Genomic DNA, 13,686 nt, shown 5'->3' with positions numbered 1-13,686 from the left:
GCCCGGCCCACCGCGGCCGGATCGGGTCGCGGTCATGACGCGGCCTCGACGCGATGCCCGATGCCCGCACGCCGGATGGTCCGTTCGCGGCCGAGGCCACGGCGGTCGCGCCGACCGGGCCGCGCCCTGCGTTCGGCGCGCTCCCGCGCGGTCGCCTCGGCGTCCACACTCCAGGTTCCGGTCCCGGTGTCGATGACGACGCCGTAGTCGTATCTGGCGCCTTCGACGGAGACGTAGTCGTCCAGCACATCGTCGAGGACCGCGGCGGGGTCACGGTCGAGTGGATCTCCCCAGCCTCCGCCGCCGCCGCTCTGCGAGTAGATGGGCTTCGCCGGGTCGTAGGCGACGTGCGAGATCGGCCGGTCCGCGCAGATCAGTTCGTCCGGCCCGCCTTCGTTGACGACGATGAAGTTCCCCGCCCCCTCGTAGCCGCCCACCCATCCGGCCAGCGGATGAACCGCCGACTGGACGAAGAACGCCGCCTTCATGCCGCTCGCGCCGCGATCCACCCGCCGCATCCCCAGGGCGGGGGTTCCGCGCCACTGGCCCGGCGCGGCGGAGTCGGTGGTGAACTCGGTCTGCCGGTAGAGGGTCGGCTGCTGGACCTCGGTGACCTCGACGTTGACCGGCCGTGCCACGCTGAACGGTGTCGCCCACATACCCCAGCCGTCATGCCCGTGCACCGCGCTGTTGGACATGGAGACCATGGACATGTCCATGAACATGAAGAAGCGCGGGTTGCGCGCCGAATGCGTCTGGAACCGGTGCTCCCGGTCGTCCGTTCCGTAGACGATCGGGCCGCTGATGTCGATCGACACGTTCGCGGCCCGCTCGGGAGCGAACTGCTCGCACGCCTTCATCAGCGCCTGACCGATCTGGCAGCCGGAGACGACGGTTCCGGTCATGGTCGCCGCCGGGGACGTCGGGTTCACGATCGTGCCCTCGGGAAGGCGGATCGTGAGCGGTTCAAAGAACCCTGCGTTGACCGGGATGTCCGGACAGAGAGCCGAGAGGACGATGCCGATGTAGGCGATCGTGTTCGGTTTCGCGCTGTTGACCAGGCCGTCGGTCTGCGGGTCGCTGCCCTCGAAGTCGATGGCCATCCGGTCGTCGTCGATGGTGATCTCGACCTGGATCCGGAGGTCGTCGTTGCCCGCGTGGTCGCTGTCCACGAAGAACTCGGCCGGATAGACACCGTCGGGCCATTCGTCGATCTGCCGGCGGAACTTGCGCTCGGAGTAGCCGAGGATCCACTCCAGTGACTCGTCGACCGTGTCCAGGCCGTAGCGGTCGACGAGTTCGCGGATGTTCTGCTCGCCGATCCGGCAGGCGCCGATCATCGCCTCGATGTCGCCCTCGACCACGAAGGGAACGCGGTTGTTCGCGGTGATCAGGTCCCACACATCGCGCCGGCGCTCACCCTTCTCGTAGAGCTTGAGCGGCGCCAGCCGGAGTCCCTCGCCCCACACGTCCCGGCAGTCGAAGTTGACGTTCGGCGTCGGTGAGCCCTGGTCCAGCACATGCAGGCGGGCAGCGGTGAACAGCCGGGGCCGTCCGTTGAAGAAGATCGGCACGACCACCGACCAGCAGCCGCAGTGACTGCCGCCGTGGTAGGGGTCGCCGACGATCAGCGCGTCGCCGGGGTGCAGGTCACCGCGGAAGAAGTCCACCGCGGCCTGGCAGGACGTCGAGAGGGCGAACGAGTGCGCGATGATGCCCGCGCGCGCGACCATCTTCGCGGTGGTCCCGTCGTAGCGGTAGATCCCGCCCCCGCAGTCCTTGGCCTCGTTGACCATCGGATTCGGTGAGGTGCGGCAGATCGTCTCGTAGAGGTGCTCCGCCGTCGTGTCGAGATGGCTGCGGACGATCTCCGCCGTGATCGGATCAGTCATGGTTACCGCCATTCGGCTTGTCGACCCGCAGGCCGTAGATATCGCGCGCGGTGGCCTCGGAGATGAGCCCGTCCGCGAGGTCGTCGAGAACCGCCGCCCGCTCGCGCAGGGCGGGATCGCCATAGCCGCCACCGCCCGCCAGGCGCAGCCGCAGCCGGCCGGCGGTGATCTCCGCCTCCGTGGCACTGGACGGCGCAGGCCGCCAGCCCGCCTCACTGTGGAACGCCACTTCGCCTGCCCGGCCCGGCCCACCGCCCGCGAGCCCGGGCACCGGATTGCCGACGGTGCTCGTCCACACGGTGTATCGCCGGCCGGGAGCCGGTGCGAGGATCGCCTCCACACCCGGCGCTCCACGCCATTGACCGGCACCGCCACTGTCCTCGACCAGCTCCAGGCACTCGACGCGCGCCGCGTGCGAGGTCTCCCACTGCTCGATGGATTGGAGCTGCGCGCGCGTGGACAGCTGCGGCGGCCCCCACCCGTCACGCCCGGACACCGCGCCGGCTCCGCCGACCGCCCAGCGCGCGAGGTCCAGCTGATCGCTCCGGTCGTCCGCCGGCCGGCTCAGCAGCAGGGGCCGGGGGACCGTCAGGGCGGGTACGGGACGCCCGCCGGCCGGTCGCAGGGTCGCCGCGACCACTTCGGTGATCTCGTTGCCGCAGTGCACTCCGCCCCAGCCCACGGGCGCCGGTTCGACCGGATGCACCACGGTGCCCGGGCGGGTGGTTGTCCGCACCGCCCGCAACAGGCCGCTGTTGGCCGGGATGGTCTCCCCCAGCATCGCGAGGACCGCGCCGACCGCCCGTGAGGCGGTCGTGCCGGCGCTGCTGTTGACGAACAGCGGGAGCTGGTCGTCACTGCCGGTGAAGTCCAGGCTCAGCCCGTCCTCGTCCACCGTCGCCGTCAGCCGGATCGTCGCCGGGTCACCGGTGTGGTCGTCGAATTCCAGCATCCGCTCGCCGTGGTAGGTACCCCGGTCCCAGGCGCGCAGCGCGGTACGCGCCAGCTGCTCGCTGTAGTCCTGCGCGTAGGCCAGCGCGCGGCGCACGGTGTCCGCGCCGTGGCGGCCGACCAGCTCGCCCAGCCGGCGGTCGCCCAGTGTCAGCGCGGCCATCGCCGCGTCCAGGGTCCGCCGGGTCTCCTGCGCGCGCCTGCCGTTCAGCAGGAAGGCGTAGAGCATGTCCCGTACCGGCCGGCCACGGCGATGAACCTTGACCGGCGGGTACGGGTGCCCCTCCGCGAGGATCTCCGTCGCGTCGGGCGTGAGACTTCCCCCGACCTGACCGCCGACGTCCCCGACCCGCACCCGCACCGCGAGGAACAGCAGCAGTTCGTCGTCGGCCATCAACGGTGCGACGAGCGTCACGTCCTGTAGCCGGGTGCCGCCCGAGTACGGGTCGTTGGTCAGGATCACGTCGCCTTCACCGAGGTCGAACTCGAAGTAGTCGGCGACATGGGCGACCGTCTGCGCCATCGACGCGACCTGGAGCGGGTCGTCCGTCGCCACGATCGCGCCCTTGGCGTCGGTGATCGCGACGGCGAACTCGCGGTCCTGGCTGATCTGCGCGGTCGGGGCGGTGTTGGCGACCACCGCCCCCAGTTCGTCCGGGCACGCGCCCAGGGTGGTGCGCAGGATCTCCAGCTCGATCTGTTCGTTCTGTTTGCTCTGCTTGCTCTGCTTGTTCTGCTTGTCTGGCGGGGCGGTGGCGGCCATCAGCTCACGACCTCGATCACATAGGTCTCGTACTGGTCGAGCATCGCTTCCTGTCCGGCACCGACCACGATGGTGGTGCCCGGCTCGTGGATCACGGCGGGACCGGTGACGACGTTGCCCGGTTCGATGCGCACACCGTCATAGACCGGTGTGTCCACGAAGCCGCCGAGCCGCTCGAAGTACGCCTGCCGGCTGCCGACCCGGGCGCGGGACGCGTCCTCGTCGCCGAACTTGCGCGGTGTGACCACCGAGTCCATGCCGCGCAGGCCGGTGAGTTCCAGCCGGACGGAGACGATCTGGACGGGTTCGGCCGGGCGCTTGTGCGCGTAGAGCTGTTCGTGCAGGTCGTGGAAGTCCTGGACGGCTCTGGACAGCGCGACCGCCGAGATCTTCCGGGTGCGGGTCTGCAGGGGGACGATCACCTCGTGGACCTGGCCCTCGTAGCGCATGTCCAGGTAGCGCTCCAGGCGAACCGTTTCGGCCGGCGGCAGCATGCTCTCCGCGTCGGCCTGGACCTGCGCGAACACTCCGGACAGTTCCTCGGGGTCCACCGCCTCCACGGTGCGCATGTACGACTGCACACGCGAGACCTTGAAGTCGGCGACCAGGCCGCCGAACGCGCTCAGCACGGAGGCGTTGCGCGGCACCAGCACCGTCTTGATGCCCAGGTCCACCGCCTGGACCCCGGCGTGCACCGCGCCGGCCCCGCCGAAGGCCATCAGCGCGTAGTTGCGCGGATCGCGCCCGCGCTTGACGGAGACGTACCGCAGCGCGTTGGACAGGTCGCTGTTGGCGATGCGGAAGACGCCCACGGCCGCTTCGGTCACGGAGATGCCCAGGGGCTCGGCGACGTGTTCGGCGAACGCGGCTTCCGCGGCGGCGCGGTCGAGTGCCATCCGGCCGCCCATGAACCTGTCCGGGTCCATGAATCCGAGCAGCAGGTTGGCGTCCGTCACGGTCGGCCGGGTGCCGCCCCGGCCGTAGCAGGCCGGTCCAGGCATGGCGCCCGCGCTCTCGGGTCCGACACGCAGCGCGCCCGCGTCGTCCACCCGGGCGACGGACCCGCCGCCGGACCCGATGGTGTGGATGTCGACGAGGGGAACGGCGACGCGGTAGCGGCTGATCCAGTTGTCGACGCCGACTTCCGGCTTGCCGTCGTGGATCAGACAGACGTCGTAGCTCGTACCGCCCATGTCCGCCGTGATGATGTTGCGGTAGCCGGAGCGCTCGCCGAGTGCCACCGCCGCGACCACTCCCCCGGCGGGTCCGGAGAGCACCGCGTCGACGCCGTGATCGGCCGAGTAACCGACGTCCATGACGCCGCCGTTCGACTGCACGACCACGAGTTCGCCGGTGAACCCGGCATCGCGCAACCCCTTGTCGAGGCGCCCGAGGTAGTTGCCGAGCAGCGGGCTGGTGTACGCGTTGACCACGGTGGTGCTGACCCGCTCGAACTCGCGGATCTGCGGGAGTACGTCGCACGACAGGGTGACGAAGCAGTCCGGATGCTCCTCGCGGACGATCTCCGCGACTCTCCGTTCGTGGGTGTCGTTCACGAAGGAGAAAAGCAGACAGACCGCGATCGACTCGATCCCCGCCGCCTTCAGCTCCCGCGCCGCCTCGCGCACCTCGGCTTCGTCGAGAGGCAGGACAACGTGTCCGGCGTCGTCGACCCGTTCCGTCACCCCCTTGATGAACCGCCGGCGCACGATCGGCTGCGGAGCCGGGAGGCCCATGTCGAACAGGCTCTCCTTGTAGCCCCGGCGCAGCTCCAGGATGTCCCTGAAGCCCTTTGTGGTGATCAGACCGGTCGCGACGCCGCTGTACTCCAGCATCGCGTTCGTCACGACCGTCGTGCCCAGGATGAAGAACTCCGTGTCCGCCAGGAGTTCCGTACTGGATTTGCGGTAGTGACCGGCGACCGCGTCGACCGCGTCGAGTACCGCACTCGCCTCGTCATGCGGCCTGGACGGGACCTTCCCCGTACACACACCGTCGGACCCATGGGTGGCGACGACATCGGTGAAAGTTCCACCGACATCCACTGCGATGGTGTAGCCCACTGAGCCGACCCCTTTCGAAACGTGCTCCGTCGCTGCGCGGAATCTCGCGTGACAGGGCGAGCCTGGATTGACATCGATAAGCTATGGCTCAGTCGACTGAGGTGTCAAGCATTGGGCGCCACTTCAACTTCGGGTGGGGCCGGCCGGGGACGCTGCACGACCAGCGGCGGGAGGGGGAAGGGGGAGAGGCGAACGGGCAGGACCCGGTCGCGCAGGCCGACGGCCAGGCGGAGCCCGGATATGCACGTCAGCGGAAAGAACCCGGTCACGCACACCGCCGGAAAGGACCCGGGGACATACGTCAGCGCACAGGCAGAGCCGTTGACGTACGTCCCCGGGTCCGGCGAAGGGCGGGGTGGAGCAGGGCGGGACTGGACCGGGTGGGACTGGACCGTGGCGGGGCAGGACCGTGGCGGGGCAGGACCGTGGCGGGGCAGGCCCTAACTCTTCTCCCCGGCGACCTCGGCGAAGTGCCGGGTCGCCTGGGGCAGCAGTCCCTCGTACAGCGAGTGGAACGTCGCGATCGCCTTCGGACGGAGCGCCGGCCGCGGCATGAACCTGTCGGGCAGCTCCGGGTCGAGGTACGGGAACCCGCGGAACTGCTGTGTGGCGCGGGTGCACACGGCGAACGCGTCACCGTCACCGAGCTTCCGCTGCGCGGTTCTCGTGCGGTACGGGCCGAACTCCTCCAGGAACTGGCCGTAGCGCTGCTGCACATCATCGAGATCCCACGCCTCGCGCAGCACCACGTCGAGGTCGAGCTGCGGCATCGGCTGCCCGACGAGCACACAGGCGTGGTGGGCGACACCGAGGTTGTCGAGCACTTCGACGACCGCTTCCCCGCGATCGTGCGGAGCGAACCAGGTGGCGTGCTGCACCGAACCGAAACCCATCAGCCGAAGCCAGCGGCTCAGCGCCGTTCGTTCGGAACGCAGCTCGTCGGGCAGTGAGTGCCACAGCACCGTCCACGTACCCAGCTCCCCCACCGCTTCACCGAACCGGCGCAGCCGCTGGTCACCCGCCTCCATCAGCGCCTGGGTCTGCGGCGTCAGACCGTAGAACACCTCACGGCCACGCTTCGTCCGCACGATCAGGTCCCGCTGCGCCAACCGGTTGAGCGCCGCTCTGGCGCCGTCCTGTGTGACACCCAGCTCCCCCAGCAACCGCACCAGGCCGCCCGACCATGCGAGCTGGCCCTTTCCGCGCACGAAGGTGCTGAAGATTGTGAAACACAGGTCCTGTGGTTGCATGGTCACAGACTATTGCCTCACCACCGCGCCCCCGGTCAGCCGGTGTGGTCCGCCTCGGACCGGAGGCCGGACAACACCCAGTCGAACTCTCCGCCGGCCACAGCGGCCCGGCAGGACCGGCACTCACCGAGCCGGTCGACCCGCAGGGCCGAGCCGCAGTGCGGGCATTCCCCGTCCAGGATGCGACGGTCCGGCGTCCGGGCACCCACCGAACGCCGGAAATCCCAGAACTCGGTGACCGCCCTGGGGGTCCGGTCGCCGGAGAGGACGCGCTCGGTGCGCTCATCCACCTCGTAGGCAGCACAGGTGAAGCCGATCCGCACCGTCACCTGGTCGAAGCCGTCGACACGGCCGAACTCGACCAGGTCCAGTGAATCGAGGCGCATGCCCTCAAGAACACTGCGCTTGCGCAGGTCCACGAAGTGCTGGACCTTGGCGCTCCACTCCTGGTGCGCGCCGGGACTCATGAACGGCCGTGCCAGTTCCGCATCGCGGTCCTGCCACGCCCGCCCCAGCGCGAAGAACGCCTGCCCGGCGCGGCGCTCGAAGTCACCCGGGTCGAAGGAGGGGTCGGTCCTCCGGATGCGGGCGACACCCTCGTCGGGCGGGAAGGACTGTTGACTCGATCGCATGGCATTAGATTACAGTTCAGTCTACTGAGGTGTCAATCTTGACGGCGGCTGGCCGGACGGATGACGATCGTCAGGACAACACCACAACACTGAGCACCACAACATGAAGGAGCGCCGCGCATGCCTGTCATCGAATCCGCCCCGGTGAGTCCAGAGGAACTTGTGCGACGCGCGGTCGAGCTGCAGCCGCTGCTGTCGCAGAACGCCGCCCGAGCCGACGCCGAGCGCCGGCTCCCCGACGAGAACGTGAAGGCGCTCAAGGAAGCCGGCCTGCTGTCGCTCGGGATTCCCCGCCGGTTCGGGGGCCAGGAGACCACGATCCGCACCCAGCTGGAGGTGTCCTCGACGCTCGCCGAGGCATGTGGCTCCACCGGGTGGGTGGCGCAGAACATCAACGGAGCCTGTGTGATGGGAGGCGTCTATCCCGACCGGGCGCAACGTGAGGTCTGGGAGGCCGATCCGTCCGCCCTGCTGTGCGGCACGATGGCACCGGTCAAGGACGTCGTGCGGGTGAAGGGCGGCTGGCGGATCAGCGGCAAGTGGAGCTACGTCTCCGGGATTTACCACACCCAGTGGGCCTACGTCGGCTTCCCGCTGGTGGACGACAACGGCAAGCAGACCGACCTCGGGGTCGGCCTGCTCCCGATCAGCGATGGCACCGTCGAGGACACCTGGTACATGACGGGCATGCGCGGGACGGGTTCCAACACCCTGGTGCTCTCGGACGTCTTCGTCCCCGAGCACCGGGTCCTGCGGGCACTGCGGGCGATCGAGGGTGAGCACCCCACCGAGCACGAGAACGAGGTGCTGTACCGGACTTCGCTCGGGCCGGTGCAGACCCTCGTCATCGCGGGTGCGCAGCTCGGTCTCGCCCGCGCGGCCCTGAAGCTGGTCCGTGAGGCGGCACCACAGCGCGGTATCAGCTACACCAGTCGTCGGCAGGCCGAGTCCCCCGGGTTCCAGATCCAGCTGGGGGACGCGGCGCTGCGGATCGAGTCCGCCCATCTGCATGCCTACCGGGCGGCCGAGGAGATCGACACCGCGGCGGCGAACGGCGAGCGGCTGTCCTACGAGCGGCGTGCGCACATCCGTGCCGAGTGCGGATGGATCTGTGATCTGCTCCGCGGCGCGGTCGACGTCCTGGTCAGCGCACACGGTTCGGGGAGTTTCGCCGAGTCGAACACCCTGCAGCGGATCTGGCGCGACCTCGGTGTCGCCTCGCGGCATGCGGCGATGACCTCACAGATCGGCTACGAAGTCCACGGCAAGGCGCTGCTCGGCCGTGACGAGCGGCCGATGCTCGTGCTCTAGGGGTTTCTGACGTGACAAGGAGACACCGATGACCACATCTCAGGACCTGCGCACGGCCTTCACCGATGTCATGGCCGCTGTGCCGGCTCCGGTGTCGGTCGTGACCGCGATGGACGGGGATCGCCCGCACGGCACGACCGTGAGCGCCTTCACCTCACTGTCGATGTCCCCGCCGATGGTTCTCGTATCGCTCGACCAGCGTTCGGACCTGCTGACGCTGGTACGCGCCCGCGGGCGGTTCGGCGTGAACGTCCTCGCCAGTGCGCAATCCGCGCTCGCGATGACCTTCGCCCGCAAGGGCGCGGCGAAGTTCGCCGAGGTCGCCTGGCGGCCGGAGGACGATCTCCCCCGGCTCGACGGAGTGTCCGGCTGGCTCGCCTGCACCGTGTCCGCACTGGTCGACGGAGGCGATCACGTCATCGTGCTCGGCACGGTCGTGCGGGCCGAGGTCGGCGGAAAGGCCCCGCTGACCTACCACGCCCGTGGTTTCGGCACCCACGTCGCGTTCGACCGGGCGTCCCTGTGACACGGCGACCCGCGGCGCCGTGGTGTTCGTTGAGCTGATCCGTTCCCGCCGCGCGGCCGACCCGGAGTTCCGGGCCCGGTTCCGCCGCGCGGCAGGCGAGGCGGCGACAGGGGGGTCACCGCCATGGCCCGTACGGTCCACCACGGCACGACGAAGCCGGTACCGGCGGGTGTCCGGCCGGTGCGCGCGGCGGGGCGGTGGTGACTGCCGGCAGCTCGTGATCCCCGATGCCGAAGCTTCCGCCGCGAACGCCTGTGCGCCCGCCCCGATGCCGCCCACGGCATGGAGTACCTCAAGCCCCCGCCGTCGGCGACCGGCAGGGGCCGGGGAGCTGCCCCTACGCCCACCGAGTCCTGGCTCAGGGTTGGTTCAGGGCCGTCCCTCATGCGACTCATGGCCATCCCTGATGTCCGTGGTGTCCGGCCCGGGTTGACTGGTTGTCGGGCCCGCGGGAGGCGATCCGCCGGTGGGCCGACGCACACCAGGGGCCAGGAGGAAGCGAATGACCGGCAGCTCAGGACGTTGGCGATGGCACAGGCGCGATCGCGTTTCCGCGTGGCGCGGCCGACCGGCCGTACTGATCTCGGCCGGGATGGTGGTGGCCGCCCTGACCGCGGCGGCGGGCCCGGCGTCCGGCGGCGATCGGACGTACGGCTCTCGTGGATCACATGCCGCGACGCGTGCGGCGCTGGACGCGATCGTGGCGGCGGGGACCCCCGGTGCGCTCGCCCGGGTCTCGGACGACGGGGACCGCTGGTCCGGCTCCTCGGGCTCAGCGGACCTGCGCACAGAGCGCCCTCGCGGGGCGACCGACCGCTTCCGGGTCGGCAGCCTCACCAAGACCTTCACCGCCACGGTGCTCCTCCAACTGGAAGCGGAGGGAGTGCTCTCCCTCGGTGACAGCGTCGAGACCTGGCTCCCGGGGGTGGTGCGGGGCCGTGGCCACGACGGACGCGAGGTCTCCCTGCGGCAGCTGCTGAACCACTCCAGCGGAATCTTCAACTACAACCGTGACCCCGGGTTCCTCGCCCGGTTCACCGGTGAACCGTTCCTCGAACACCGTTACGAGGGCGCCACACCCGAGGAGCTGGTACGGATCGGCCTCTCCCACCCTCCGGAGTTCGCCCCGGGCACCGGCTGGTCGTACTCCGACACCAACTACATCCTCGCGGGCATGGTCATCGAGCGGGCCACCGGCTCCACCTATGCCTCCCAGGTCGGACAGCGGATCATCACCCCGCTGAAGCTGCGTTCCACCACCGTGCCCGGCACCTCGTCGGAGGTGCCCCGCCCGCACGCCCGGCACTACTCCCGGCTCTACGCCGACCACCCCGACGCGCCGATCCACGACGTCACCGAGTTCAACCCGTCCGTGGCCGGTGCGGCGGGACAGATCATCTCGACGGCGGCCGATCTGAACCGGTTCTTCTCCTCGCTCCTCGCGGGCGAGGTGCTCCCCGCCGGGCAGTTGCGGGCGATGCTGCGCACGATTCCCATCGGGACGGGCGAGGAGCCTCCCGGGCGGGCGGACTCCGGCGGCCGGTCCTCCGCTGCCTACGGGCTCGGCATCCGGTCCGACACGCTCTCCTGCGGAGTCACCGTCTGGGGCCACGGCGGCCAGGTCCCCGGCTCCCTCTCCCGGACGGCGGCGACCCGTGACGGTGACCATGTCCTCACTCTCAACAGAAACGGTGACTGGGGGGACCAGCATCTGGAGGACGCCGTACTGGAAGCGGAGTTCTGTGACTGACCGGAGAGCGGGCGCGGCTGTCTCAGAGCTGCTGTCTCAGATACGGCTGAAGCCCGCCCACTCCTTGATCTTGAAGTTGCTGCCGTCGCGTACGATCTCGGCGGCGCCATGGCCGGGGAGATGGGCCGGCAGCACAAGGGCCCCTCGGTCGGCGGCCCACTCCAGTGTGCGCCGCCGGGACGTGCGTGCCTGCCGCTCGTCCTCCTCGAAGCAGCTGTTGAAGCCGGGGTGTTCGAGTTGCAGCGGGGTGTGCAGCAGGTCACCGACGAACAGCGCCCGGTCGGTGCCCGACTGCAGCCGGACGACGGACGATCCGGGGGTGTGCCCGGGGGCGAGGTCCAGCGTCAGGGCGGAGTCGATGGTGTGCGCACCGTCCCACAGCTTCACCAGACCGGCCTCGCGGACGGGCTGCACACTGTCCTCCCACACATTCTGGGCCGCCTTCGGATCCTTGGCCCTGACCGGGTTCTCCGGGTTCCAGAACTCGAACTCGGCCCGGGGTATCAGATAGGTGGCGTTGGGGAAGGTGGGCACCCACTCGCGGCCCTCCAGCCGGGTGTTCCACCCGACGTGGTCGTTGTGCAGATGGGTGTTGACGACGATGTCGACGTCCCGGGGCCGGACACCGGCCCGGGACAGGCGGCGCAGAAAGCCGGTGTCCAGGTACTGCCACACCTTCGAGTAGGGGCGGAACTTGTCGTTCCCGGCTCCTGTGTCGATCAGGATGGTCCGGCCCTCACTGCGCAGCACCCAGGTCTGCAGTGCGATGGGCACGATGCCGGTTTCCGGGTTCCAGAAGTCCGGGCTGAGCCAGGAACGGTTCTCCGCCCACAACTCCGGCGGGCTCTCCGGGAAGAACTCACGCGATGTCATCCCCACCGGCCCCTTGTACTCCACCACGCGGGTCACCTGGACCTTGCCGAGCGTGATGGTCGACACCCGCATCGCGTCCTCGGACGGAGCGGCCGGGGCGGCCGGGCCACTGGGCGTGCCACTGGTGAGGGCACGTCCGCCACCGAACAGCCCGGCGGCACCGACCCCCGCACCGACACCCGCGGCGGCCCCCACGAACCCGCGCCGACTCAGGAAACGCGACGACACATCACTCCGCATTGCTCCGTACCCCCCATACTGCCCTTGCCGAAAAGGACTCAGGTGTGTGGTGGTGTGTGTTGCCCGGGCTGAGTGCGCAGCCCGGCCAACACACACGCATTTGTCGTTCCGATCACCGATCGTGCCCGGGCCCGCCGTGAACCACCAAGCGCCGTTGCCGGATCGGCAAAGCAACTCGCCATACCGGCGGGGCCCTCCGCTTGATCGGCGGTGAGCCAACAGTACATCCACCGTTCTCCCGCGGGGCCGGACCCACCTCGCTGACGACGACCCCGTGGCAATCGTGCACTCGCGTCGTTCGCACTGCCCGAAGGACTGCCCGCCGGGTCGTCGCGGATGCGGCGCGTCCATGAGGCGATGGCGGGATGACACTTCCCAACCTTCTTGACAGGAGTTCGATATGACCGAGCAGAGGGTCACGGTCGTGACGGGAACCTCCAGCGGGATCGGTCTGCACACCGCTGTGGGTCTGGCCCGCAAGGGATTTCGCGTCGTGGCGACGATGCGGGACACCAGCCGGGCCGACCGTCTGCGGGCCGAGGCCGCTGACCAGGGAGTCGAGCTGGAAGTGCGAAGGCTGGACATCACCGACCGCGACGGTGCCCGGGCATGCCTCAACGAGGTGGTGGCCGATTGCGGGCCCATCGAAGTCCTCGTCAACAACGCCGGTCAGGCCACTATCGGGACGCTGGAGCAACTCGACGACGCCGCCCTGCAGGGGCAGCTCGACATCAACTTCCTCGGAGCCGCCGCGCTCGCCCGGCATGTGCTGCCGTCGATGCGGGAATCCGGGGCCGGCCGAATCATCAGTGTCACCAGCAACGGCGCGGTTGTCGGGCAGCCGTTCCTCGATGCCTACTGCGCGTCGAAGTTCGCCCTCGAAGGTCTGATGCAGTCCCTCGCACCGGTCGCGGCCCGTTTCGGGGTGGTCGTCAGCGTGGTCGAACCCGCCTCTGTCGCGACGAACATCACCGAGAACATCAACGCTGACGCGCTCTTCCGCCCCAACGACCCCTACGGCGAACTGGGAGAGAAGTACATCCGGTCGGCAACCGCGGACATGTCGCGCGCGCAGGCGGCCCAGGACGCGGCTGCGGTCGTGATCGAGGCGGCGACGAGCGACACCCCCCGGTTCCGCTGGCAGACCTCCGAGGCCGCCGTCGACTGGGCCCGACTCTCCCTCGCGGATCTGGACGGCGGCAACGTTGTCAGCGCCATGTCCAAGTGGCTGGGCTGAGAGGGGACTTCGGGTCAGCAGGACCGCGTGTACGGCAGGCCGCGCGGTATCCGGATGACGGCGGCCCGCCCGCGCGCGGCACCCGGTTCATGACCAGGGCCAGGACATGGCCAGGACATGGCCAGGACCAGAGCCAGACCGGGACAGGGACGGAGCGAGCGCGGGCGGACGTGACCAGGCGGTGACGCCGTGGTGCGG

At 69.6% G+C, this 13,686-nt stretch carries 10 protein-coding genes; 4 read left to right on the top strand and 6 right to left on the bottom strand.

Annotated elements, in window-relative coordinates:
• Positions 1 to 32: 32 nt before the first annotated feature.
• From ACWF94_RS16255 to ACWF94_RS16235, 5 genes are all read right to left on the bottom strand, one after another.
• On the bottom strand, positions 33 to 1,892 hold the full coding sequence (locus ACWF94_RS16255; RefSeq protein ID WP_453488018.1) for a hydantoinase B/oxoprolinase family protein: 1,860 nt from the start codon (positions 1,890 to 1,892) through the stop codon (positions 33 to 35).
• A complete protein-coding gene (locus ACWF94_RS16250; RefSeq protein ID WP_453488017.1) occupies positions 1,885 to 3,606 on the bottom strand; it encodes a hydantoinase B/oxoprolinase family protein in 1,722 nt (573 codons plus the stop codon). The genes ACWF94_RS16255 and ACWF94_RS16250 overlap by 8 nt, the downstream gene beginning before the upstream one ends.
• Positions 3,606 to 5,669: a hydantoinase/oxoprolinase family protein gene (locus ACWF94_RS16245; RefSeq protein ID WP_453488016.1), complete on the bottom strand. Its 2,064-nt coding sequence runs from the start codon at positions 5,667 to 5,669 to the stop codon at positions 3,606 to 3,608. The genes ACWF94_RS16250 and ACWF94_RS16245 overlap by 1 nt, the downstream gene beginning before the upstream one ends.
• Positions 5,670 to 6,109: 440 nt before the next feature.
• Positions 6,110 to 6,919, bottom strand: a complete 810-nt coding sequence (locus tag ACWF94_RS16240) for a PaaX family transcriptional regulator (protein WP_453488015.1) — start codon at positions 6,917 to 6,919, stop codon at positions 6,110 to 6,112.
• A gap of 35 nt (positions 6,920 to 6,954) precedes the next feature.
• Entirely contained in the window at positions 6,955 to 7,551 is a 597-nt protein-coding gene (locus tag ACWF94_RS16235; RefSeq protein ID WP_453488014.1) for a TIM44-like domain-containing protein, read from the bottom strand.
• A gap of 120 nt (positions 7,552 to 7,671) precedes the next feature.
• Here ACWF94_RS16235 and ACWF94_RS16230 point away from each other — a divergent pair, with 120 nt between their 5' ends.
• The 3 genes from ACWF94_RS16230 (at position 7,672) to ACWF94_RS16220 (ending at position 11,138) form a co-directional block, all read left to right on the top strand.
• A complete protein-coding gene (locus ACWF94_RS16230) occupies positions 7,672 to 8,862 on the top strand; it encodes an acyl-CoA dehydrogenase family protein (protein ID WP_453488013.1) in 1,191 nt (396 codons plus the stop codon).
• 28 nt (positions 8,863 to 8,890) lie between these two features.
• A complete protein-coding gene (locus ACWF94_RS16225) occupies positions 8,891 to 9,388 on the top strand; it encodes a flavin reductase family protein (RefSeq protein ID WP_453488012.1) in 498 nt (165 codons plus the stop codon).
• 502 nt (positions 9,389 to 9,890) lie between these two features.
• A complete protein-coding gene (locus ACWF94_RS16220; RefSeq protein ID WP_453488011.1) occupies positions 9,891 to 11,138 on the top strand; it encodes a serine hydrolase domain-containing protein in 1,248 nt (415 codons plus the stop codon).
• Positions 11,139 to 11,174: 36 nt separating this feature from the next.
• On the opposite strand, the gene ACWF94_RS16215 is transcribed toward ACWF94_RS16220, so the two are convergent.
• Complete coding sequence (locus ACWF94_RS16215) at positions 11,175 to 12,077, bottom strand: MBL fold metallo-hydrolase (RefSeq protein ID WP_453488010.1); 903 nt, start codon at positions 12,075 to 12,077, stop codon at positions 11,175 to 11,177.
• Between the two features lie 574 nt (positions 12,078 to 12,651).
• On the opposite strand from ACWF94_RS16215, the gene ACWF94_RS16210 reads away from it, so the two are divergent.
• Positions 12,652 to 13,488: an SDR family NAD(P)-dependent oxidoreductase gene (locus tag ACWF94_RS16210; RefSeq protein ID WP_453488009.1), complete on the top strand. Its 837-nt coding sequence runs from the start codon at positions 12,652 to 12,654 to the stop codon at positions 13,486 to 13,488.
• Positions 13,489 to 13,686 lie beyond the last annotated feature (198 nt).

It is taken from the genome of Streptomyces sp. NPDC055078 (assembly GCF_053607985.1).
This window is presented reverse-complemented; position numbering and strand designations above follow the sequence as displayed.